Origin of the sequence: Streptomyces griseoluteus, from assembly GCF_004784465.1 — a bacterium.
GTDB classification, from domain to species: Bacteria; Actinomycetota; Actinomycetes; order Streptomycetales; family Streptomycetaceae; genus Streptomyces; species Streptomyces griseoluteus.
This window is the reverse complement of sequence record NZ_SRRU01000001.1, coordinates 486,529-509,734: the sequence shown is the minus strand read 5'-3', so window position 1 is coordinate 509,734 and position 23,206 is coordinate 486,529. Positions and strand designations below refer to the sequence as shown.

Genomic DNA, 23,206 nt, shown 5'->3' with positions numbered 1-23,206 from the left:
CGGTGTCGACCCACCCGTTCAACGACCTCTCGATCGCCGCCCATTACGACACCCTCAACCCCTGGGGTCCGGGCGACGACTTCCACCTCGGCCTGATCCGCGCGGCGGACTCGGTGCTGGACATCGGCTGCGGCACCGGCCAGTTGCTCCGCCGGGCCCGCGCCGAGGGGCACCCCGGACGGCTGACCGGACTCGACCCGGCCGCCGCGATGCTGGTGCGTGCCCGGGAAGGCACCCGGGACATCGAGTGGGTCCTCGGTGACACCCGCAGCCGCCCGTGGAAGGGCGAATTCGCGCTCGCGGTGATGACCGGGCACGCCTTCCAGCAGTTGGTCCGGGACGAGGACGTACGGCAGTGCCTGGGCGCGGTGCGGGAGGCGCTGGCGGAGGGCGGCCGCTTCGTCTTCGAGACGCGCAACCCCGAGGTCCGCCCGTGGGAGCGCTGGACCCCGGACCGGGTACGCACCATCACCGGCCCGGACGGTGCCGGGATCCGGGTCCACCACGAGGTGACGCACGGCCCGGCGGGCGGTCGAGTCGAATTCACCGAGACCTACACGTGCGAGAGCTGGCCGGCCCCGAGGGTCGGCCGCAACACCCTCCGCTTCCTCGGCCCCGGCGAGCTGGACCGCTTCCTCGCCGAGGCCGGGCTGCGGACGGTGGCCCGCTACGGCGACTGGGACCGGAGTCCGCTGGGCCCGGCCTCGCCGGAGATCATCACCATCGCCGAAGGGGCGCACCAGGGGGAAACACCCTCTAGTCCTTGGAGGTGTCCTCCTCCAGCGCCGCGAGCGCCGGGTCCAGGATGATGTCCTCCTCGCGGGCCTCGGTCGTCGGCTCCTCCGGGAAGTGGCAGGCCGTCAGGTGACCGGCCCGGTTCCCGGAGAGCTGGACCAGCGGCGGCTCCTCGGTCGCGCACTTGTCCTGCGCCTTCCAGCACCGGGTGCGGAAGCGGCAGCCCGAGGGCGGGTCGATCGGGGAGGGCACGTCACCGGCGAGCCGGATGCGCTCGCGGGCAGGGGCCTGTTCGCCCGCCACGCTCACCTCGGGCACGGCGGAGAGCAGAGCGTGGGTGTAGGGGTGCCGGGGGCGGGTGTAGATGGAGTCCCGGTCGCCCACCTCGATGATCTTGCCGAGGTACATCACCGCGACGCGCTGCGAGAAGTGCCGCACGATGGCCAGGTCGTGCGCGATGAACAGGAACGCGATGCCGAGTTCCCGCTGCACCTTCTGCAGCAGGTTCACCACCTGGGCCTGGATCGACACGTCCAGCGCGGACACCGGCTCGTCGGCCACGATCAGCTTGGGCTCCAGCGCGAGCGCCCGCGCCACCCCGATGCGCTGCCGCTGGCCGCCGGAGAACTCGTGCGGGAAGCGGTTGAAGTGCTCGGGGTTGAGACCGACGATCTCCAGCAGCTCGCGCACCCGCTTCTCACGGCCGCCGGGCGGCTCGATGCCGTTGATCTCCATCGGCCCGGAGATGATCTTGCCGACCGTCTGGCGGGGATTGAGGGAGGAGTACGGGTCCTGGAAGATCATCTGGATCTCGGACCGGATCGGCGCCAGCTCCCGGCGCGAGGCCCGGCTGATGTCCTTGCCCCGGTAGGAGATCGTGCCCGCGGTCGGCTCCATCAGCCGGGTGATCAGCCGGCCCGTGGTCGACTTGCCGCAGCCCGACTCACCGACCAGCCCGAAGCTCTCGCCCACCCGCACCGACAGGTCGATGCCGTCCACCGCCTGGACCGCGCCGATGGTCCGCCGGATGGGGAAGCCTCCCTTGACCGGGAAGTGCTTGGTCAGCCCGGAGACCTCCAGCAGCGGTTCGCCCCCGGCGTCGGCGCCCTCGTCCCGCGGAGCGGGCAGGAGCAGGTCCTTGGTCATGACGGTTCTCCTTTGCGCCCTTGGGGGCGTCTCGTCGATCGTGCCCTAACCCAGCCGGGGCTTGATCTCGTCCACGAAGATGTCCCGCTTCTGCGCCGGGGTGAGATGGCACGCCGACTCCCCCGCGCCGAGCAGCGGGCGCTCGGTCACGCACCGGTTGCCCTCGACCCGGTCCTGGAAGGGGCAGCGGGGGTGGAAGCGGCAGCCGGAGGGCGGGTTGAGCAGGGAGGGCGGGGAGCCCGGAATGGGGGTGAGCGCGATCGACGGGTCGGAGTCGAGCCGCGGCATCGAGTTCAACAGGCCCCAGGTGTAGGGGTGTTCGGGCGCGTGCAGGACGGAGTCGACCGAGCCGCGCTCCACCGCGCTGCCCGCGTACATCACCATGATGTCGTCGGCCATGTCCGCGATCACCCCGAGGTCGTGGGTGATGAAGATGATGCCCGAGCCGAATTCCTGCTGGAGGTCCTTGAGCAGGTCGAGGATCTGCGCCTGGACCGTCACGTCGAGCGCGGTGGTCGGCTCGTCCGCGATCAGCAGGTCGGGGTCGCAGACCAGGGCCATGGCGATCATCGCGCGCTGGCGCATGCCGCCGGAGAACTGGTGCGGGTATTCCCCCGCCCGTGCCTTGGGGTTGGGGATGCCGACCTTGCCCAGCATCTCCACCGCGCGGTTCCACGCCTCCTTCTTGGAGGCGCCGGTGTGCTTCATGTACGGCTCGGCGATCTGCCGGCCGACCGTGTAGTAGGGGGAGAGCGCGGTCAGCGGGTCCTGGAAGATCATGGCGACCTTGTTGCCGCGCAGCTTCTCCATCTCCGACTCGCGCGCGGTCGTCAGCTCCTGCCCGTCCAGCAGGATCTCGCCCTCGATGGTGGTGAACATCGGGTTGTGCAGGCCGAGGACGGTCAGGTTGGTGACCGACTTGCCCGAGCCCGACTCCCCCACGATGCCGAGCGTTCTGCCCCGCTCCAGGTCGAAGGAGAGCCCGTCCACGGCCCGTACGACGCCGTCCTCGGTCTTGAAGCTGACGTGCAGGTCGCGCACGGACAGCAGCGGACCGTCGCCCGCCGGGGCCGGAACACCGGCCTCCTTGGTCAAAGTGGTCACGACAGTGCTCCTAGGACAGCCGCACGCGCGGGTCGATGAAGGCGTACGCGGCGTCGACGATGATGTTGAAGAGCAGGATCATGGCGGCGGCGAACAGCATCACGCCGAGCAGCAGCGGCAGATCGCTGAAGAACACGGACTGCACGGACAGTTGGCCGAGGCCCGGCAGACCGAAGGTCCACTCGGTGATGATGGCGCCGCCGAGCAGCGAGCCGAGGTCGATGCCGAAGATGGTGACGATCGGGATCAGCGAGCCGCGCCAGGCGTACCGGAAGAACACGTACCGCCGGGACATGCCCTTGGCGCGGGCGGTGCGGACGTGGTCCTCCTGGAGCTGCTCGATCATCGAGGAGCGCGCCATACGGGTGTACTGCGCCGCGAAGATGGTGGAGAGGATCACCCAGGGGATGAGCAGACCCGAGAACCAGGTCAGGGGGTTGGCGGTGAAGTCGTTGTAGGCGGGCTTGTCGAACCAGTGGGTCTGGTACACGAGCAGCGCCAGGGCCAGCGGGCCGAGGAAGTAGATCTGCATCCCGGAGATGACCATCGCGCCGGCCGTCGCGACCTTGTCGACCACGGTGCCGCGCCGCCAGGCGGCCACCAGACCGGCGCCGATGCCGATGACGAGGAAGAACACCGCGCTGCCGATGGTCAGCGAGACGGTGGTGGGCAGCCGGTCGATCAGCGTGTCCCAGACCGGCTCGTTGGAGTGGTACGAGTAGCCGAAGCAGGGCGCCGGGCACGGTCCCTGGGCGAAGCTGTCGCTGCCCATGACCAGGTTGTGCAGGAAGATCAGGTACTGCTCCGGGATGGACTTGTCCAGGCCGAGCACATGGTGGATGTTCGCGATGGCGTCGGCGTTGCAGGTCTTGCCGCACATCAGCAGCGCCGGGTCGCGGGGCACCCCGAAGAACAGGACGAATGTGACCATGCTCAGCAGGAAGAGGATGACGACGGCACCGAGGGTCCGGCGGACGAGGAAGCGCAGCATGACAGGGGCAGCTCTCTGACGTCGGCGGTCCGGGGCCCGGCATCCGGCGCACCCTTACGGGGTGCGCCGGATGCCGGGCGCGGGGCGGTTACTTGATGAAGAGGCGACGCGGGTCGACGCCGCTGAGCACGTCGTCGTAGACGAGTCCGCCGACCTTGGAACCGGCGATCTGGGTCTGCTTGTAGTACGCGGTCGGGACGACGTTGATGACGTCCTTCACGATGTGCTGGTCGAGCTTCTCCCACTCGGACGCGGCCTTGGCCGGGTCGGTGATCTTGCTGATCCGGTCGATCTCGCTGTTGATCTGCGGGTCGTTGATCTGCGAGTAGTTCTGCGCGCCGTCGGCGATCACGCGGCCGTCGTACAGCGGCGGGATCACGGTCGAGGCGGACGGCCAGTCGGCACCCCACGCGGTGTGGAAGATGTCGTAGTTGTTGTCCAGCTTGGAGACCTGGTCGTAGAACGTCTCGGCCGGGATCTCCTGGCGCTGGACGTTGAAGCCGGCCTTCTTCAGGCCCGCCGCCATGGCGGTGGAGTACTGCTGGCCCTCGGGGGTGTTGATGTAGCCGAAGGTCAGCTTCATGTTGAGCTTGCCGGCCTTCTTCAGCAGCTCCCTGGCCTTGGCCGCGTCACCGGCGGGCTTCTTCTTCTTGCCCCACGGGTCGAAGGCGGCGTCGTAGCCGGAGACGGTCGGAGAGATCAGACCGCCCGCGACCTCCATGGCGTCGGTGCCGCCGTAGGCACGGACGAACGGGGTGACCGGCAGGGCGTAGGCGATGGCTTCACGGACCGTCTTGTCCTGCATGGGCTTGTGGCTCATGTTGATGTTCATCTGGCCGACGAACGACTGGTAGCCCGAGACCGTACGGGACTTCAGCTTCGCGTCCCGGAGCACCGAGGACAGGTTGCCCGCGTCGACCTGGTTGTTGAAGCTGATGCCGGCCTGGTCGGCGCCGCTGTCGGCGAGCAGCGCCTTGGTGGACGCCTCGTACTGCTGGTTGAAGCTGAAGTTGAACCGGTCGATGTACTGGTGCCGGATCGGGTCCGTCTTCGGGTCCCAGTTGGTGTTCTTCACCAGCACCATGGACTTGCCGGACTTGAACGACTGGATCTTGTACGGGCCGCTCACCACGGGCGCCTTGTCGTAGCGCTCCTTGGTGTCGCCCTTCTGGGAGACGATCCCGTAGCCGGCCATGGCCAGGGCGTACGGCAGGTCGGGGCGGGCCGTCTTGAAGTGGAAGACGATCGTCTTGTCGTCCGGCGTCGACAGCACCGAGTCGGGCAGGTGCTTGCCCTTGTAGGGGCCGTCCTTGAGCAGCTTGCGGTAGGTCGCGCCCGGCGAGTCGGCGAGCCACTGCTGGAGGAAGGTCGGGCCCTGGTTGATGAAGGGCGCGAAGAGCCGCTCGACGGTGTGCCGGACGTCCTTGGACGTGATCGGCGTGCCGTCCTGGAACTTGATGCCGTCCTTGAGCGTGTACTTCCAGGTCTTGCCGCCGTCGGTGGTGGTGCCCGAGTCGGTGGCGAGGTCGCCGACGACCTCGTGCTTGCTGCCGTCGTTGCTGGTCGCCTTGTACCCGGTGAGACCGCGGTGCAGCAGGGTGGCGAGCGCGCCCTCGTCGGCCACGTAGATCTGTGCCGGGTCGAGGTGCGCGTAGCTGTCGCGCTGGAGGACCTCCAGGGTGCCGCCGGACTTGGCGCCGGGCACCTCGGCCGCCGGTCCGGTGGACGCCTTCTCGTCACCGAACTTGATCAGCGCCTGCTGGCGCTGGGCGTTCTGCTGCTGCTTCTTGTCGTCGCCGCCGCTGTCGCTGCCGCCCTTGCTGCAACCGGTGAGCACAAGCGCTCCGGCCGCGAGCACGGAGAGTGCGCCGTATGTGTGGCGTCCGCCCCTACTCATCACGAGGTTCCCACCCATCTCTGTGTCACCAGTGCGTTCCTGTGTCACCAGTGCGAAAGAAACTGCTGGTAGTGCTGTGCGAGGTGCTGTGGTGCTGTGGTGCTGTGAAGTGACCGGTCAGCGTGCGGTCTTGGGGTCGAACGCGTCTCTGACCGAATCCCCGAGCAGGTTGAACGCCACGATGAAGATGATCATCGAGATGCCCGGGAAGAACATGTAGGTGATGTCGTTCTGCATCACCAGTTCCGTGGACGCCTTGGAGAACATCTGTCCCCAGTCCGGCGTCGGTTCGACGATGCCCACGCCCAGGAAGGAGAGTCCGGCCTCCGCGGTGACGAAGGAGGGCAGCAGGTAAGTGGCCTGCACCAGTAGCGGGGTGACCACGTTCGGCAGGATCTCCTTGCGGATGATCCGCCACGAGGAGGCCCCGCTGACCCGGGCCGCCTCGATGAACTCCCGCTCCCGCAGGGCGAGCGAGGTGCCGCGCAGGATGCGGGCGAGGCTCATCCAGCCGAGGAACCACTGGACGATGATCAGCGCCAGCACCCGGACGTAGGTGGGGGTCTCGTCGCGCGGGCTGACGAACAGCGAGACGACGACCGGCATGCTGGCGATGAAGAACAACTGCGCCGGGAAGGCGAGCAGGAAGTCGATGACCCGGCCGATGGCGAAGTCGGTGCGCCCGCCCAGGTATCCGGCCGCGACGCCGAGCAGGATGCCGGTGAGGACGACGGTGACGGTGACCGCGAGCGAGATCATCAGCGAGGTACGGATGCCGAACAGCAGCTTGGTGAAGACGTCGTAGCCGTTGCCGGGTTCGAGGCCGAACCAGAACTCGCCGCTGATACCGCCGTTGGGCTGCACCGGCACACCCGCACTGTCGAACAGCTCGGGACGCTCGTCCGCGTACACCGTGTACGGGTCCTTGCCGTACAGCTTGGATATCAGCGGGGCGAGCAACCCGATCGCGAAGAAAAAGATCACGACACAGGCCGAGATCACGCCGGTGCGGTCGCGCTTGAAGCGCATCCACATCAGCCGGCCGGGAGAACGGCCTTCGAGCTGGACGGTCTCGGCCTTGGCCGACGGCCCTGCTTCGCCGTCGACGACGACCGAAGTCCCGCCGCCCTCGATGTCGATAGGACTTGTCACGGTTCGTCCGTTTCGCAGATATGAGTGCGGGAGGTTCCGGGATTGCTGGACAGCGCGCGAACTCGCAGTCGGACGCGCGTAGTTCTAGGGCCGGATCACACCGCTGGAAGCGACGAACAGCTCCCCTTTGACCCGAGCGGTACGCGGCTAACTATCTGACATGAGCCAAGTGGCGACCACTGTCTTTAAATCTCAATTCAGTCACAGCTGACGGGCGGAACTTCCCAAGACCGGACAAACGACTCCCCTACTGAAGGCCGCGAAACGGACGTGTTACATGGCTATCGGTCCGGGATCTCCGCGTTCCGGACACCGGCCGGCCCGGCGGCGGGAAAAATCCGGTTGCGAAAAAGCCCGGCCGCCCCCGAGATGGGGACGGCCGGGCTTGAGTCACCCGGCGCGCACGCCGATTTGATCAGTCGTCAGCTGTGCTTGGCACGGCTCGCGGTGCGGCCGCGCTCCTTCTGGTCGAGGACGACCTTGCGGATGCGAACCGCCTCCGGGGTCACCTCGACGCACTCGTCGTCGCGGCAGAATTCCAGGGACTGCTCCAGGGAGAGCTTGCGCGGCGGGACGATCGCCTCGAACGAGTCGGCCGACGCCGACCGCATGTTCGTGAGCTTCTTCTCCTTGGTGATGTTGACGTCCATGTCGTCGGAGCGCGAGTTCTCGCCGACGATCATGCCCTCGTACACCTCGGTGCCCGGCTCGGTGAAGAGCACGCCGCGCTCCTGGAGGTTCGTCATCGCGAACGCGGTGACGGAACCGGCGCGGTCGGCGACGAGCGAGCCGTTGTTCCGGGTCGTCAGGGTGCCGAACCACGGCTCGTGACCCTCGTGGATGGAGTGGGCGATGCCCGTACCACGGGTGTTGGTCAGGAACTCGGTACGGAAGCCGATGAGGCCGCGGGACGGGACGACGAACTCGAGACGGACCCAGCCGGAGCCGTGGTTGGACATGTTGTCCATCCGGCCCTTGCGGACGCCCATGAGCTGCGTGACCGCGCCCATGTGCTCCTCGGGGACGTCGATCGTCATGCGCTCGACCGGCTCGTGCACCTTGCCGTCGATCACCTGCGTGACGACCTGCGGCTTGCCGATGGTCAGCTCGAAGCCCTCGCGGCGCATCTGCTCGACCAGGATGGCGAGCGCCAGCTCACCGCGGCCCTGGACCTCCCAGGCGTCCGGGCGCTCGGTGTCGAGCACACGGAGGGAGACGTTACCGATCAGCTCGCGGTCGAGGCGGTCCTTGACCTGGCGGGCGGTGACCTTGCGGTCCTTGACGGCGGACTTGGCGTCCGCGCCCTTGCCGGTGCCGCCACGGCCGACCAGCGGCGAGGTGTTGGTACCGATGACCATGGAGATCGCGGGCTCGTCCACCGTGATCAGCGGGAGCGCGACGGGGTTCTCCGGGTCGGCGAGGGTCTCACCGATCATGATGTCCGGGATACCGGCGACGGCACAGATGTCACCGGGGCCCGCCACCTCGGCCGGCTTGCGGGTGAGCGCCTCGGTCATCATCAGCTCGGAGATGCGCACGTTGGACACGGTGCCGTCGCGCTTGATCCACGCGACGGTCTGGCCCTTGCGCAGCTCGCCCTGCTCGACGCGGAGCAGCGCGATACGGCCGAGGAAGTTGTCCGCGTCGAGGTTGGTGACGTGGGCCTGGAGCGGCGCGTCCTCCTCGTACGTGGGAGCCGGGATGTGCTCCAGGATGGTGGAGAAGAACGGCTCCAGGCTGTCGGAGTCCGCCGGGACCGTGCCGTTCTCCGGCTTGGTCAGCGAGGCGATGCCGTCACGGCCGCAGGCGTAGACGATCGGGAACTCGATCTGCTCCTCGTCCGCGTCCAGGTCGAGGAAGAGGTCGTAGGTCTCGTTGACGACCTCGTCGATGCGCGAGTCGGGGCGGTCCGTCTTGTTGATGCACAGGATGACGGGGAGCCGCTGCTGGAGCGCCTTGCGGAGCACGAAGCGCGTCTGCGGGAGGGGGCCCTCGGAGGCGTCGACAAGGAGGACGACACCGTCGACCATCGACAGACCGCGCTCGACCTCGCCACCGAAGTCGGCGTGGCCGGGGGTGTCGATGATGTTGATGGTGATCGGCTCGCCGCCGGCCTTGGGGTGATACTTCACCGCCGTGTTCTTGGCGAGGATCGTGATGCCCTTCTCACGCTCCAGGTCATTGGAGTCCATGACCCGGTCGTCGACGGAGTCGAGCTGGTGAGCGGCGAACGCGCCGGCCTGCTTCAGCATGCCGTCGACGATGGTGGTCTTGCCATGGTCGACGTGGGCGACGATGGCGACGTTACGGATGTCGTGGCGCGTGGCCATATTGCGGCGTACTCCCGGAGTGTGCGGACTGCCCTGCGCGGGATTCTCTTGCGCGGGACCTGCCGGGCTGGACACGCCACGGCCTCACCCCATGGTACGTGGCCCTGCGGGGAACGGCCTCCGCAGGGCCACGGGGCCCGGTTCGGGGTCAGCTCCCGGTCGGGCTGGGCGAGACCTTCGCGCCCTTCTTCAGGAAGCCCATGTCCTCGTAGACCGGCGCCTGGAAGCCGAAGGCGCCCGTGTTGGCCAGGTTCTTCCGTACGCCGACGAGCTGGGGGCGCTGGTAGAGCGGGATGGAGCCGGCCGCCGCCCAGATGCGGGTGTCGGCCTTGCGGATGAGGTCGCGGGCCTCGTCCTCGTCCAGCGTCGAGGCGGCCTGGTCGAAGAGCTGGTCCACCTGGTCGGTGCCGACGCGGGTGTAGTTCTGCTCGACGTTCACCGAGCCGTCGGCGGCGGGCGCCGGCTTGGCGAAGATGGGGCGCGCGTCGGTGGCCGGGAAGGCGGAGGCGGGCCAGGAATACAGGGCGAGGTCGAAGTCGCCGGCCGCGATGTGGTCCTTGAAATAGCTCTCGTCCGGGACCTTGACGATGGTGGTGCGGATGCCGACCTTCTCCAGCATCGCGGAGATCCGCCCGGCGACGGTGTTCAGGGTCTCAGAGCCCGCGCCGGTGGGGAGCACGAAGCGGAGGTTGAGCGCCTGGCCGTCCTTGGCGAGCGGGCCGTTGACCGCGCCGGCCGGGGCGGCCGTGCCCTTGGGGGCGTAGGCGCCGGGGGCACCACCCTGGCCGGTGTACTGCTTGCCGTCCTGGGCGAGGCGGCGGCCGCTGCCGTCGCCGTGCTCGTTCTTGCCGTCGGTGTTCTTGCCATCGGTGTTCTTGTCATCGGTGTTCTTGCCGTCGGTGTTCTGGTCGTCCTCGCCGACGACGTACTCGCCGTCCTTGCCGCCCTCGGACTCGTCGTCGTCCTTGGTGCTGCTCTCCGGTCCGGCGGCCTTCTCGGCCTTCTTCTCCGCCTTGACCGGGCCGCCCGGTACCCACCCGGCGTCCGAGAGCAGGGCCTGCGCCTCCTTGGTGTCCTGGCCGCCGAGGGCGTCACTGTTGTCGGCGTAGGCGGGCTGGCCCTCCAGCGCCAGGTGGCTGCCGACCGGCACGGCGGGCAGGCCGAGCGGGGTCAGCACCAGCTTGGCCAGCTCCTTGCGGTCCAGCGCGCGGGCCACCGCCCGGCGTACCCGCTCGTCCGCGAGCACGCCCCCGGCGCCGTTCAGGGCGAGCTGGGTGTAGGCGGGCTCCAGGGACTTGCGCACCTCGTAGGAGCGGAGTCCGTCCTGCTCCTCCAGGTAGCGGGTGATGGCCTTGCGCAGCTTCTTCCGGCCCGCGTGCTCGACCTTCTTCGCCTCCAGGCCGTGGGCGAGCGCCCAGGAGCGGAGCTTCTTGGCGGAGGTCTTGCCGCCGCCCGCGAGCGGGCTGCCGGTCCCGGTGCCTCCGGCGGCGCCACTGATCCGTCCGGCCGTGGCGGCGTCCACGTCGGCGACGTCGACCGTGCCGTCGGCCAGTGCGGTGGCCCGCTTGTCGCGCGGGACGGTGTGCAGCACGATCTGGTCGAGCTTGGCGGGCTGCCCCCACCAGCGCGGGTTGCGGGTGAGGACGACGTCCTTGCCGACGGTGTCGACCTTGTCCACCCGGAAGGGGCCCGCGCTGGTCTTCAGCTTCCGCCGGGCGCCGTCGTTGAAGGCGTCCGGGGTGCCCATGACGTCCTTGGGGTACAGCGGGGAGAACAGCGACTTCCAGTCGGCGTAAGGGCGGGAGAAGGTGACCCGGACCTGGAGGTCGCTGGCGCCGCGCTCGATCTTGGAGATGCGGTCGTATCCGGCGTTGCGGGCGGTCCAGTAGGCGCTGTCCTTGCCGGACAGGGCGCGCCACTGCGCGAGGAAGTCGGCGGCGCCGATCTCGCGGCCGTCGCTCCACACGGCCTGCTGGTTCAGCTTGTACAGCACGACCTGGCGCGGCTCGGTCTCGATGACCTTGGCGGACTCCAGGTAGGCGGGGTTCACCGCCGGGCGGCCGTTCGCGTCGAGCTGGAACATCGAGGGGAGGGTGGCTTGGGCGACCCGGGTGGTGCCCGCGTCCGCGTCGGCCTGGTAGGCGTTGAGCGTCTCCGGCAGCGCGTCCACGGCCCACTTCACGGTGCCGCCCTCGGCGACCTTGTCACGGGTGACGTGGGCGATGTCCGGTCCGGCCAGCGGGTGGGCGGCCTTCTCGTCCGAGCTGCAGCCGGCGAGGAGGGGCACCGCGAGGGCGCCAGCGGTGAGGAAGGCGGTCGCGCGCAGGACCGCGCGTGAGCCGACGCCGTCGTGGGACATCTCTGCTACCTCCGGAAGGCCGCGGGCGTTTTGATCACTTTTGGCGGTATATGGAGCTGATCACATCTATGCACCCACTGAAAACGACCGCACCGGCGAAACGGGGCGACACGACCGCGCCGCGCGGCAACCCCACCCGTGCGGCGCAACCCCGCCCGCTCGCGGGGGCGTGAACCCGCCCATACGCTCCCAAAGTGACGTCTTCCCTGGTCCGGGGCCGCCCCCGGCACGCCACGGCGCACATACGCGTGCGGGTCGCGCACGCGCTCGTCGGCGCGGTCGCCGGGGCGGGCTGGCTGGCCCTCCCCGTGCTCGCGGCGCAGGAACCGGCGACCGCGTCCCCTCCCCGCGCGGCCCCCGCCGCTCCCCAGGACGACGAATCCTCCGCCGTCGACCTGATCCTCCCGGTCGCCGTGCTCGGCGCCGCCGGGGTGGTGGCCGCCTACAGCTACATACGCCGTGGCCGCCGCGCGTCCGGAGCCGCCTCCTCACTACCGGCCGCCCCCACCCCGGCCGGGTCCGACCGCCGGGCCCGCGCGGCCCTGGTCGAGGCGGACGACAGCGTGCGGGCGAGCGAGGAGGAGCTGCCCTTCGCGGCCGCGCTCCTGGACGAGCGCACCCTCGCCCCCTTCCGCCACGCGGTCCACACCGCCCGCACGGAACTCTCCGCCGCCTTCGCCCTGTGGCACCGGTACGAGGAGGGCGAACCCCGCGATCCCGGCGACCGCGGGCAGACCCTGGCCGGGGTCGTCGGCCGGTGTGCGGAGGCGGGACGCGTGCTGGACGCGCGGGCCGGGGAGCTGGACCGGCTGCGCCGGCCCGAGGTGGGACCGGCGCTGGACGTGGCGGAGGGGGCGTTCCGCCGGCTGACGGCACGTGCGGCGGGCGCGCGGGCCACGGTGCCGGAACTGCGCGAGCGGTACGGACCGGCGGTCGGCGCGCGGGCCGCCGGGTGCGCCGAAGAGGCGATGGACCGGCTGGTGTTCGCCACCGCCCGGCTGAACGAGGCCCGGCGTGCCGCCGACTCGGGCGAGAAGGGGCGCACTGTACGACAGCTCCGGGCCGCCGAGGGCTCGGTGGCGCAGGCCGGGATTCTGGTGGCGGGTGTGGACCGCACGGCTCGCCGGCTGGGGGAGGCGGCGGCACTGGTATCGGCCGCGCTGACCGGGGCGGAGGCGGTACTGGCCGGGGCCCGGGCCACGGGCACACCGGTGCCGTCGGGTGCCGACGACACCCTGGCCGCCGTACGTACGGAGCTGACGGCGGGCCCGTACGACCCGCTGGACGCGCTGCGCCGGATCACCCGCGCCCTGGTGCGGCTGCCGGGCGCCCGGAGCGGGGTGCTGGACACCGCCGCCGACCTGGTGGCGCGGGCGGCTGTCGGCGAGGCGGAGGACTTCGTCGCGGTGCACCGGGGCGCGGTCGGCGCCGACCCCCGCTCCCTCCTCGCGGCCGCCGTGCGCACCCTCGCCGCACCCCACCCCGTCGAAGCGGCCGTCCTCGCCCGCCGGGCCCTGGAACTGGCCGAACGGGACGTACGGGCGCACGGCTTGCCGGAGTCCGACTCCCTGGGGACGACCGGAGCGGTCCTCGGCGGGGTGCTGCTCGGCGAGGAGCCGGACGGGGGCCCCCCGGTGTCGTTCGGCGGGCCGGAGACCCGCGGAAGGTTCAGAACAGGCTGAGCAGTGCCTCCGCCGGGTCGGTCAGGGGGCTGTCGGCGCCGGGGAGCGGCAGCTCGAACCACACCGTCTTGCCGCGCGGGGTGCGGCGGGAGCCCCAGGCTGCGCTGAGGAGGCCGACCAGTTGCAGGCCCCGTCCACCCTCGTCGGTGTCGCGGGCACGGCGCCTGCGGGGCTGGACCAGACCGGCGTCCCAGACCTCGCACACCAGGGTGCGGTCCAGCAGCAGCCGGAGCCTGATCTCGCCCTCGCCGTACCGCAGGGCGTTGGTCACCAGCTCGCTGACCAGGAGTTCCGTGGTGTCGACCAGGGGCTCCAGGTCCCAGCTCAGCAGCTGCGCCCGCGCGTACTCGCGGGCCCGGCCCACGCTGCGCGGTTCGCGGGGCAGCGTCCAGTCGCCGACGGACTCGGCGGGCAGGCCCTGGACGCGGGCCATGAGCAGCGCGATGTCGTCCTCGCCGTGCCGGGTGTGGAGGCTGTTCAGGACGTGGTCGCAGACGTCCTCCAGCGGGCGGGAGGGATCGGTGAGCGCCTGCACGAACGCCTGGAGTCCTTCGTCCAGCGGATGGTCGCGGGACTCGACCAGGCCGTCGGTGTAGAGGGCGAGCAGTGCGCCCTCCGGCAACTCGACCTCCACCTCCTCGAACGGCTCGCCGCCCACGCCCAGCGGCATGCCGGGCGGCACGTCCAGCATCAGCGCGGCCTCACCGGGCTCCACCAGCACCGGCGGCAGATGGCCCGCGTTGGCGAAGGTGCAGCGCCGGGTGACGGAGTCGTAGACCGCGTACACACAGGTGGCGAGGTAGACCTCGCACAGGTCGGCGTCGCGCGGCTGGCGGGCGGCGCGGGTGGCCTGCTGGACGCCGCCGGGGGTGCCGAGGCCGCGGGCGATCTCGTCCAGTGCGGAGAGCACCTCGGCCGGTTCGAGGTCGAGCAGGGCCAGGGTGCGTACCGCCGTACGGAGTTCGCCCATCGCCACGGCCGCGCGAAGGCCTCGTCCCATCACGTCGCCGACCACCAACGCCGTGCGGTGGCCGGGGAGTTCGATGACGTCGAACCAGTCGCCGCCGACCTCGGTGGCCGCGTTGCCGGGCAGATAACGGCAGGCGATGTCCAGGCCGGACGCCTCGGGGTCGCCGGGCGGGAGCAGGGACCGCTGGAGTATCAGCGCGCGTTCGTGCTCGCGGCGGTAGAGCCGGGCGTTGTCGATGCAGACGGCGGCGCGCGCGGCCAGCTCCACCGCGAGGTCGCGGTCGCGGTCTCCGAACGGCTCGCTGCCCTTGGTGCGGGCGAACTGCACGATGCCCACCACGGTGTCGTGCGCGACCATCGGCACGGCGAGCGTGGACTGCACCAGGCCGCCCTCCTCGGCGGGCACCCGCTGCGGCCGGGCGGTGCGCAGGGCGTCCGCACAGGGGGAGTTGAACGGGAAGCGGTGCACCGCGCCCAGCTCCACCCGCTCCCCCGAGCCGCCGAAGGGGGCGTCGGAGACGGCGCTGGCGAAGGCGACCCGGCGCAGTTCCGCGCTGCCGTCGGCCAGCTTGGGCGGGGCCTCGTCACCGGTCAGCAAGGCCTGGTAGAGGTCGACGGTGGCCAGGTCGCAGAAGCCGGGGACGACCACGTCGAGCAGTTCGCGGGCGGTGGTCTCCAGGTCGAGCGAGTTCCCTATGCGGGCGCCGGCCTCGTTGAGCAGCGCGAGGTTGCGCCGCGCGGAAGCGGCCTCGCGGGCGGCCTCGCGCCGTGCGGTGATGTCGGTGCCGAGCCAGGCCACGCCGATGGGGCGCCCGCTGCCGCTGTGCACGCGATAGAGGTTGATGGACCAGTGCCGGCGCTCCTCGGAGTCCGGTACGAAGCCGGTGACATGCATGTCCGTGATGGAGTCGCCGGACTCCATCACCCGGCGCAGGGTGGCCGAGACCCGGTCGGCCTCGGCGCGCGGCAGATAGTCGTGCACGCCCTTGCCCCGGTGGTCGTCCGGAGTACCGCCGAAGATCGACGCGAACCGGCTGTTGGCCCGGCGCACCCGGAGATCGGTGTCGATCAGCAGGAACCCGAAAGGAGATTGGCCGAATATCGCCTGCGAAGCCGCGAGGTCGGTCTCGATGCTGCGCAGGGTCCGCACGTCCACCACGATGCAGACGGCCGCCTTGTCGCCCTCGGCGGTGCGGGTGGGCATGACGTAGACCTCCGCCATGCCCTCCTCGCCGCGGGAGCCGTCCTCGCCGTCCGGCATCCGGAAGGGGATCACGCCGGTCCACTCCCGCCCGTCCAGGATCTCGGCCATCTTGCGCTGGCCGCGACTGCGCAGGTCGGGGTCGACGAACGCCTCGATCGGATCGAGGCCCACGGCCCGGTCGGCGGGAATGCCGAAGAGCTGTTCGGCGCGCAGGCTCCACTGCTCGATCAGCCCGCCGGGGCTGAGGGAGAAGGAGGCGACCTTTATGTAGTCGTACATCGAGCCGGGCGGACTGCTCTGCCACATGTCGACGGGGGCCGCCTCTTCGGCGGCCCGGCCCCTCGCGGCGTCCGACGGGTCCTCGGACTCCGTGGCCTTCGCTGGTATCTCGCTCACGCGAACCGTCCCCTCCAGCTCACCGCGTCCGGCACCTGTCACCGGGGGCGGCTGCCCGCAGTATCCAGCACTACGGCGCCGCACAACACGGTGTTCACGATCACAGCTCGGTACGGGTGCCTTCCGGCCCGTGCTGCGACAACACTTCCAGTCTTCTAACCAGCGAACACGGCCTCGAACCACGCGCCCGGCAACGCGCTTGCGCACCGGGGCACGAGCCGACCCACGCGGGGGCGCGCGCACCCCGTCCGTACTCCCGTCTCACCCCGCCGTGCCCCTGATGCACCCGCCCACGCTCCGGGTCGTGGGGCGCGGGCGGGCATCATTCGGGGATCGCCAGTTCGAACCAGACGATCTTGCCGCTCCCGCCGGGCCGGGTGCCCCAGCGGGCGGAGGAACCCGCGACGAGCGCCACGCCCCGCCCGCTCTCGTCCTCGGGCCGCGCGATCCGCTCGCGAGGCGGGTCCGGCACCTGGTCGGAGACCTCCACCAGCAGCACCCCGTCGAGCCGCGCCGGGCGCACCAGACGCAGACCGATCGGGCCGTCCGCGTGCCGCAGGGAATTGGTCACCAGCTCGCTGACCAGCAGTGCCGTCAGATCGGCGAGGGAGTCCAGATGCCAGCGGCCCAACTGGCCCCGGACAGCGGCACGGGCCGCGCGCACCGCACCGGGTTCCGAGGGGAAGGTCCACTCGGCGCAGTCGCCCTCGGTGTCGAACACGCCGATCACTTCCCAGGCAAGCGAGCCCACCCATGTCCGATTTCATGGGGTTACTGGCCACATACCCGGTATGTAGGAGGCAGTACCGCGCGGGGCGGGGCACTGTGGCACGAACGGCGTACAGCTTCCGGGCACCCCCGCGGGGGGCTCGGCCAAGGAGCACAGGGGCGTGGCGGGGTACGGCCGGCCCGGCTTCGGCTCCGTACGCCGGGCGACGCACCTCGTACGCCGGTCAGCGCGCCTGCGCGCCGAGGCGGGCGGCGATCTCACGGACGGCCGGGACGTCCTGGTCGAGCCAGGGCACGTCCCAGAGGCGGTCGGGGGTGAGCCAGCGCAGTTCGTCGTGGTCCTGGAGGGCCTCGGGTCCGGGGGAACCCGGACGGAGCCGGGCGGTCCACACCCACAGGACATAAGGGCTTTTCAGGGGCCACTCCCCCGGCACGCGTTCGACCGCTTCGACGTCGATACCGAGTTCCTCGCGCAGTTCGCGCACGAGGGCGTCGTCGGGTCGCTCGCCGGGCTCGACCTTGCCGCCGGGCAGCTCCCAGCGCCCGGCCAGCTCCGGGGGCGCGCTGCGCCGCGCGGCGAGCAGCCGGTCCCCGTCGAGCAGGGCGGCCCCCACCACCACGATCCGTTCGGTCATGGTCCGGAGCCTACGGGAGCACGCCCGTGGTCAGTTGCGCGTGCTCTCGCCGTGCTGGCTCACGCGTTCCACGCAGTAGAGCTGCCTGTGCCCGCGGCCGTCGAGACTGTCGGCGATCTTCTGGGCTTCCGCCCGCGTCGCGTACCGGCCGACCCGGTAGCGATTGCCGTTGTCGTCCTGCCGTATGACGAGCCAGGGCAGAACGACCGCACCCTCGTTCATCGCCCCCACCGTTTCCCTTCCCGTGCCCCTAAGCACCCGCCCCACCCGCTTTCCGCTCCGGGGCTCCAAGGTGTCCCGCCCGAGGAAACCGCAATACGCATATGCCCGAGCGTACGCCCAACCTTCACACAGCGGATACGGCTTTTCACGAAGAGGTACGCAACCGGCCAGAACGCAGGGGGGCGCACGGAATCGAACGCGCCGCACGGGGCGGCGGTCCGCACGGAGGGGCCCGACCGTCGCCCACCAGGGGCGACGGTCGGAGTGCTGCGGGGCGACGGCGGGAAGCGCGGGATTCGTACGCCGGGGTGCGCCCCCGGGGAGCGCGTCCCCTGTGCGCTACCTCACGATGCGGCGTCAGCGCACGGAGAGGTGGTACGCGACCTGGTAGCGATCGGCCGGAATGACGACGTCGGCGGTCTCCACCGGGCGCCCCGAGGCGTAGTAGGTGCGCTGGATGACGAGGACGACATGGCCGGGAACGCCCCCGAGCAGGAGGAGTTCCTCCGCGAGGCCGGGGCGGGCGCCGACCTCCTCGGTGACGTTGTCCACGATCACGTCGATGGCGCGCATCCGCTCGACGACGCCCATGCCGCCCAGCGGGCCCTCCTCGGGCAGCATGACCGGGGTGCGGCCGGTCACGGCGAGCGGCTCCCAGGAGGTGGAGAGCATCATCGGCTCCCCGGCGTCCCGGAACAGGTACTTCGTGCGCATCACCCGCTCGCCCGGCTCGATCCCCAGCCGCTCCGCGACCCCGGCACCGGCCTCGGCGCGCTCGCTGCTGGACTCCCAGGTGCCGTGCGCGGACGCGTCGGCCTGCTCCTGCCGGAAAGGGGTGGCGCCACCCGAGGGGCGGTACCCCGAGCGCGCCACACTGCGCGGCACCGGGCGCTCGCGCACATACGTCCCCGAGCCGGACCGCCCCTCGACCAGCCCCTCGGCCATCAGCACCTTGCGGGCCTCCAGCGCGACCGTGTCCGAGACGCCGTACTCCTCGCGGATTCGGGCCTGCGAGGGAAGGCGGGTATGGGGCGGCAGTGAACCGTCGACGATCTTCTGGCGGAGATCACCCGCCACGCGCAGGTACGCCGGCTGCTCACCGAATGTCACTGGCCGCTCCCATCAGGTTGTACAGACAGCAACAGCCTGGCAACCGTGGGTTGTGCCATGCAAGCAAAGGCCAGAGAATCACCCGATGTGATGACGAGGGGCGGCGCACACCGGCGTCCAGCGACTTTCTCCTGGGGGCGGTGACTTTCCCCGGCCATGACTCCCCCGCTGCACCGTGATCACACCTTGGCGCCGTCGCCCGCCGCGCCTTCGGTCCCCCGGGCCCCGGAGGGGCGGCATCCCGTAGGGGGTGGGGCCCCCGTAAGGGCCCTGCGGGCCTGCGGGTCCCGCAGAGCCTCTTCGGGCGGGGCGTCTGCGGACCGCGGGGACGCCTCTGACGAGCCGTCGGGCTCGCCGGGTTCGCGGGCGCGGGACACGGACACCGGTACCGTTTCTGGGACGAGTTGCGGCAGCCGGGGCGGACGAGGCGGCTCGGGCGGGCTACCGTACGAATGCGCGCATGGTGAGCGGGTCCGGACAAGACCGGAAAACGGATTCGGTCCCCGAACGGGCGGCGCGCGGAACGGACATGGGGGCGGGGCGTGGGGGACGGAATGAGCGGCGCCGGCATACGGGCGGTCAACCGCCTCACCGCGCGGTGGGCGCGGACGGTCGCGGCGGACGACGGAACGGTGTTCTCGGCGGCCGGCGTGTGGCCACTGCTGGCCTTCCTGGCGGACGGCGCGGCCGGCCAGGCACGGGCGGAACTCTCGGAAGCACTGGGCGTCCCCGCGGACGTGGCGGCCGCGGCGGCCCGTCAACTCCTCGCCGAAGTGGGCTCGGTGACCGGCCTGGACGCGGCCCTCGGCCTGTGGACCCAGCAGTCGCTGCGCCTACGGGACGACTGGCGCGCGGAGCTTCCGGCGGGCACGTACGGCACGTTCGGGGACGACCTGATCACCGCCCAGGAGCGCCTCGACGCGTGGGCGGCCGAGCGCACCGGCGGCCTGGTCGAGCGGATGCCGCTGAAGCTGACGAGAGACGCGCAGGTGGTGCTGGCAAGCGCCCTCTCCCTGCGGACGACGTGGCGCCAGCCCTTCACCGAGATGCCGCTGCGCCCGGAGCACGGGCCGTGGCGGGGCCGTACGCTGCTGGGCCTGTTCCGCAGGTCGGTACGGCCGGACCGGGTGGGCGTGGCCGCGACCCCGGACGGCCATGTCACCGCCCTCACCGTCCCCGGCGACAACGGCATCGACATCCACCTCGTCCTCGGCGAGGAGGGCATGACACCGGGTCAGGTCATCACGGCCGGCGTGGGCCTGGTCGAGCGCACGCTCCCGGTCACCGAGGGCGGCCGCCTGCCCCTGGGCCACGTGGGGCCGGGCCTGCACGTGGAGCAACGCCCGTCCGCGAGCCCGGAACCGATCGCCCTGCACGTCCGCACGGTGGCCTACGAGGTCCGCGCCGACCACGACCTCCTGGCGGGCCCACCCCTCTTCGGCCTTCCCACCACCCCGCACGCCCACTTCCCCGGCATCTCGGACACCCCCCTGACGATCGGCGCGGCCCGCCAGTCGGCGGTGGCCCAGTTCAGCGCGAGGGGCTTCAGAGCGGGAGCGGTGACGGCGGTGGCGGCCACCCCGGGCAGCGCCCCACCCCAGCTCACGCACTCCACAACGGTCCTCACCCTCACCTACGACCGCCCCTTCGCCTTCCTCACCACCACCCGCTCCCCCCGCCTGCTGCTGACTTCGGGCTGGGTGACAGCCCCCACCCCCTACCCGGCCATGCACCTCACCCCGGCGAGCCCCTCATGACCAAGCGCCCGATCTCCCTCCACCTGACGGCAAGCGCCCTCAGCATCGGGGCGTTGCTGCTCCTGAGGAAGGCACGCGTGAGGTGCTGGAGCCTGGCTCGCGCCTGAGCCGCCCGACGCCCGCAGGATCACCGCGCCGCGAATGAAACACCCTCCGACGCCGGGGCACATGACCGCGCCGGGCTGTCAGAGGCGGCTGCTTTCATGGCGTCATGAGCAACGTGCGCGAGATCGCCGCCCTTTTTCCCGAACCCTCCCAGCTCCGTGCGCACCTGCGTGCACTGGCCGTCCTCGACGCGGCCATCGGCGACGATCCGCAGTTCTGCCAGTACGCCTTCGACACCGCCTGGGGCCCTGAAGAAGAGGCAGCCCTGATGGACAACGGGTCGGGGGACGATTTCTCCGTCCTCTTCACCCCGGCGGGCGTGCTCATACGCGGGTTCGACCACGAGTCCGAGATGAGTCCGTACGGGACGGAGGACGAGCAGGTCTGGCCCGGTGTCATCGACGACGTGCCCGCCACGCTGCGCCCGCTGCTGGACGAGCCCGCCTTCTACGACGAGGGCATCGACGCTCCTCGGATCACCGTCTGCCTGTGGCGGGAAACCGGTGACACCGCCTGGCGCACCGGATCGGCCATCGCCTTCCCCGACGGCACCGAGGACCCGGACGGCTCCGACTTCCTCTTCCGTCTCCTCATCGACCGTTCCCCGGACACCGTCCGGGCCCACTTCGAGGACTACTACGAGCGCCCGGTCCCCGTCGACGCCGTCCGGCACGTGCTCGCCGGACATCCGCTCACCCCTGCGACCGCCCTGGCCCTCAACCCGGCCGCCCTCTCCGACGACGCACTGCTCCAGCGCATCGCCACCCAGCCGGAGACAGCCGCGTTCCTCGCCGGGGACGGTGAGTTCGACCTGGACCGCACCGACCCCATCGAGTCGATCGTCCTGCCCAACGGCCTCCCCGTGGAGCCGGTCGCCGGCTGCAACGCGGGCGGAACCCACTATCTCTGCGGCCCGGCGGCTCCCGACAGCGCCCGTCCCGTCCTCTACACCGACTCCGAGGGCCGGGCCTCCCTCATCGCGGAGTCCCTCGCCGAGGCACTGACCCTCGCCATCGTCTCCCCTGCTGGCACGACGCACTGTCCGGGTTCCGGCCCCCGGCCCTCAATGCCGACTACCTCGACGACCACCCGGACCACCCCGCCGTCCGGGACCGCCTCCTCGCCGCGCTCGGTCTCCCCCCGGCCACCGAGCGGCAGGTCCTGGACCGCCTCCTCACCACCGCCGCCCGCACCGTCCCCGACGGATTCCTCCCCCGCACGCCGGACGAGGAGGAACCCGCCTTCGAGCCGCTGGTCGACCCTTCTGTCACCGCCAGTCAGAGCAGGCACCCACGGACATGACAAGGGGCCGGCTCCCCGAGGAAGCCGGCCCCTTGTCATCTGCGAATCCGATGCAGCATCCGACTCACAGCACGGCACTGATCACACGTTGAAGCGGAACTCCACCACATCCCCGTCCCGCATCACATAGTCCTTGCCCTCCATGCGCGCCTTGCCCTTGGCGCGGGCCTCCGCCACGGACCCCGTCTCGACGAGGTCCTCGAAGGAGATGACCTCCGCCTTGATGAAGCCCTTCTGGAAGTCGGTGTGGATGACACCGGCCGCCTCGGGGGCGGTGGCGCCCTTGGGGATGGTCCAGGCCCGGGATTCCTTGGGGCCGGCCGTGAGGTAGGTCTGGAGGCCGAGGGTGTTGAAGCCCACGCGGGCGAGGGTGGCCAGACCGGGCTCCTCGGCGCCGACGGACTCCAGGAGCTCCATCGCGTCCTCCTCGTCCAGCTCCGCGAGGTCCGCCTCCAGCTTGGCGTTGAGGAAGATCGCCTCGGCCGGGGCGACCAGCGCGCGCTGGGTGTTCTTGAAGTCCTCGTCGGTCAGCTCGTCCTCGTCCACGTTGAAGACGTAGAGGAAGGGCTTGGTCGTCAGCAGGTGCAGGTCGTGCAGCAGCTCGGCCCGCTCCGAGCCCTGCAGGATGCCCTGGGAGGACAGGGTGTCGCCCCTCTCCAGGATCTCCTTCGCCTCCTCGACCGCCTTCACCTTCGGCGCGACGTCCTTCTTGATCCGGGACTCCTTCTGGAGGCGCGGCAGGACCTTCTCGATGGTCTGGAGGTCGGCGAGGATCAGCTCGGTGTTGATCGTCTCGATGTCGTCCTTCGGCGAGACCTTGCCGTCGACGTGCACGACGTTCTCGTCCTTGAAGGCGCGGATGACCTGGCAGATCGCGTCGGACTCGCGGATGTTCGCCAGGAACTTGTTGCCCAGGCCCTCACCCTCGGAGGCGCCGCGCACGATGCCCGCGATGTCGACGAAGTCCACCGTCGCCGGGAGGATGCGCTCCGACGAGAAGATCGACGCGAGCTGCGCCAGGCGACCGTCGGGGACGCCCACCACGCCGACGTTCGGCTCGATCGTGGCGAACGGGTAGTTGGCCGCCAGCACGTCGTTCTTGGTCAGGGCGTTGAACAGGGTCGACTTGCCGACATTGGGCAGGCCGACGATTCCGATCGTGAGCGACACGTTGCGACTTCCCGTAGAGGAGTGGGCCAGGGGCTGCCAGGGCCCAGGGGACACCGGCCGATCCACCAGTTTACGGCGTCCGCGCGGGGCAATTAGCGGGAGCATCCCCCGTCCGGCCGGACTGACCCCCCGGACATGTCTTCGGCGTGTCTGAAGGGCGATTCGGCACATAAACAGACCTAAGTTGGTCCAGTGGAGCAACACAGAACGC

Annotated in this window: 17 protein-coding genes; 4 read left to right on the top strand and 13 right to left on the bottom strand. The window is 70.6% G+C overall.

All coding sequences use genetic code 11. The annotated features are described in order from the left end of the window. The first annotated feature begins 2 nt into the window (after positions 1 to 2). Positions 3 to 809: a class I SAM-dependent methyltransferase gene (locus E5082_RS02510; protein WP_135789639.1), complete on the top strand. Its 807-nt coding sequence runs from the start codon at positions 3 to 5 to the stop codon at positions 807 to 809. Here E5082_RS02510 and E5082_RS02505 read toward each other — a convergent pair. The 7 genes from E5082_RS02505 to E5082_RS02475 all read right to left on the bottom strand — a co-directional run bounded on the left by E5082_RS02505 (position 757) and on the right by E5082_RS02475 (position 11,714). After that, the gene (locus E5082_RS02505; RefSeq protein WP_135789638.1) at positions 757 to 1,881 is read right to left on the bottom strand and encodes an ABC transporter ATP-binding protein; all 1,125 of its coding nucleotides are present in this window, start codon (positions 1,879 to 1,881) and stop codon (positions 757 to 759) included. The genes E5082_RS02510 and E5082_RS02505 overlap by 53 nt on opposite strands. A gap of 45 nt (positions 1,882 to 1,926) precedes the next feature. Continuing rightward, positions 1,927 to 2,985, bottom strand: a complete 1,059-nt coding sequence (locus E5082_RS02500) for an ABC transporter ATP-binding protein (RefSeq protein WP_135789637.1) — start codon at positions 2,983 to 2,985, stop codon at positions 1,927 to 1,929. A gap of 10 nt (positions 2,986 to 2,995) precedes the next feature. Further along, entirely contained in the window at positions 2,996 to 3,976 is a 981-nt protein-coding gene (locus tag E5082_RS02495; protein ID WP_135789636.1) for an ABC transporter permease, read from the bottom strand. 88 nt (positions 3,977 to 4,064) lie between these two features. Next, on the bottom strand, positions 4,065 to 5,873 hold the full coding sequence (locus E5082_RS02490; protein ID WP_135789635.1) for an ABC transporter substrate-binding protein: 1,809 nt from the start codon (positions 5,871 to 5,873) through the stop codon (positions 4,065 to 4,067). 117 nt (positions 5,874 to 5,990) lie between these two features. After that, positions 5,991 to 7,025, bottom strand: coding sequence for an ABC transporter permease (locus tag E5082_RS02485; protein ID WP_135789634.1), 1,035 nt, complete (start codon positions 7,023 to 7,025; stop codon positions 5,991 to 5,993). 422 nt (positions 7,026 to 7,447) lie between these two features. Then, a complete protein-coding gene (gene typA / locus E5082_RS02480; protein WP_135789633.1) occupies positions 7,448 to 9,355 on the bottom strand; it encodes a translational GTPase TypA in 1,908 nt (635 codons plus the stop codon). 148 nt (positions 9,356 to 9,503) lie between these two features. Continuing rightward, the gene (locus E5082_RS02475; RefSeq protein WP_135789632.1) at positions 9,504 to 11,714 is read right to left on the bottom strand and encodes an ABC transporter family substrate-binding protein; all 2,211 of its coding nucleotides are present in this window, start codon (positions 11,712 to 11,714) and stop codon (positions 9,504 to 9,506) included. Positions 11,715 to 11,908: 194 nt separating this feature from the next. Here E5082_RS02475 and E5082_RS02470 point away from each other — a divergent pair, with 194 nt between their 5' ends. Next, complete coding sequence (locus tag E5082_RS02470) at positions 11,909 to 13,396, top strand: hypothetical protein (RefSeq protein ID WP_135789631.1); 1,488 nt, start codon at positions 11,909 to 11,911, stop codon at positions 13,394 to 13,396. Here the strand turns inward: E5082_RS02470 and E5082_RS02465 are convergent. The 5 genes from E5082_RS02465 to E5082_RS02445 form a co-directional block, all read right to left on the bottom strand. Then, entirely contained in the window at positions 13,383 to 15,965 is a 2,583-nt protein-coding gene (locus E5082_RS02465; protein WP_135789630.1) for a SpoIIE family protein phosphatase, read from the bottom strand. The two genes, E5082_RS02470 and E5082_RS02465, sit on opposite strands and share 14 nt — an antisense overlap. Before the next feature lie 322 nt (positions 15,966 to 16,287). Then, positions 16,288 to 16,716: an ATP-binding protein gene (locus E5082_RS02460; RefSeq protein WP_135789629.1), complete on the bottom strand. Its 429-nt coding sequence runs from the start codon at positions 16,714 to 16,716 to the stop codon at positions 16,288 to 16,290. A gap of 202 nt (positions 16,717 to 16,918) precedes the next feature. Then, on the bottom strand, positions 16,919 to 17,329 hold the full coding sequence (locus tag E5082_RS02455; protein WP_135789628.1) for a (deoxy)nucleoside triphosphate pyrophosphohydrolase: 411 nt from the start codon (positions 17,327 to 17,329) through the stop codon (positions 16,919 to 16,921). A 30-nt stretch (positions 17,330 to 17,359) separates the two neighbouring features. Further along, complete coding sequence (locus tag E5082_RS02450; RefSeq protein WP_030807072.1) at positions 17,360 to 17,551, bottom strand: SPOR domain-containing protein; 192 nt, start codon at positions 17,549 to 17,551, stop codon at positions 17,360 to 17,362. Positions 17,552 to 17,908: 357 nt separating this feature from the next. Further along, positions 17,909 to 18,661, bottom strand: coding sequence for a GntR family transcriptional regulator (locus tag E5082_RS02445; RefSeq protein WP_135789627.1), 753 nt, complete (start codon positions 18,659 to 18,661; stop codon positions 17,909 to 17,911). A gap of 554 nt (positions 18,662 to 19,215) precedes the next feature. On the opposite strand from E5082_RS02445, the gene E5082_RS02440 reads away from it, so the two are divergent. Together E5082_RS02440 and E5082_RS02435 are read left to right on the top strand one after the other, a co-directional pair. Next, a complete protein-coding gene (locus E5082_RS02440) occupies positions 19,216 to 20,418 on the top strand; it encodes a serpin family protein (protein ID WP_135789626.1) in 1,203 nt (400 codons plus the stop codon). Positions 20,419 to 20,629: 211 nt separating this feature from the next. Continuing rightward, on the top strand, positions 20,630 to 21,955 hold the full coding sequence (locus tag E5082_RS02435) for a hypothetical protein (protein WP_229918892.1): 1,326 nt from the start codon (positions 20,630 to 20,632) through the stop codon (positions 21,953 to 21,955). Here the strand turns inward: E5082_RS02435 and ychF are convergent. Continuing rightward, entirely contained in the window at positions 21,907 to 22,995 is a 1,089-nt protein-coding gene (gene ychF / locus E5082_RS02430; RefSeq protein WP_135789625.1) for a redox-regulated ATPase YchF, read from the bottom strand. The genes E5082_RS02435 and ychF overlap by 49 nt on opposite strands. Positions 22,996 to 23,206: the final 211 nt, after the last annotated feature.

What these genes read in the sequence shown, in the direction of transcription:
- E5082_RS02505 (WP_135789638.1), bottom strand. Translation starts at nt 1,881, where the DNA reads ATGACCAAGGACCTGCTCCTGCCCGCTCCGCGGGACGAGGGCGCCGAC.
- E5082_RS02495 (WP_135789636.1), bottom strand. Translation starts at nt 3,976, where the DNA reads ATGCTGCGCTTCCTCGTCCGCCGGACCCTCGGTGCCGTCGTCATCCTC.
- E5082_RS02490 (WP_135789635.1), bottom strand. Translation starts at nt 5,873, where the DNA reads ATGAGTAGGGGCGGACGCCACACATACGGCGCACTCTCCGTGCTCGCG.
- typA (WP_135789633.1), bottom strand. Translation starts at nt 9,355, where the DNA reads ATGGCCACGCGCCACGACATCCGTAACGTCGCCATCGTCGCCCACGTC.
- E5082_RS02475 (WP_135789632.1), bottom strand. Translation starts at nt 11,714, where the DNA reads ATGTCCCACGACGGCGTCGGCTCACGCGCGGTCCTGCGCGCGACCGCC.
- E5082_RS02455 (WP_135789628.1), bottom strand. Translation starts at nt 17,329, where the DNA reads ATGACCGAACGGATCGTGGTGGTGGGGGCCGCCCTGCTCGACGGGGAC.
- E5082_RS02450 (WP_030807072.1), bottom strand. Translation starts at nt 17,551, where the DNA reads ATGAACGAGGGTGCGGTCGTTCTGCCCTGGCTCGTCATACGGCAGGAC.
- E5082_RS02440 (WP_135789626.1), top strand. Translation starts at nt 19,216, where the DNA reads ATGAGCGGCGCCGGCATACGGGCGGTCAACCGCCTCACCGCGCGGTGG.
- E5082_RS02435 (WP_229918892.1), top strand. Translation starts at nt 20,630, where the DNA reads ATGAGCAACGTGCGCGAGATCGCCGCCCTTTTTCCCGAACCCTCCCAG.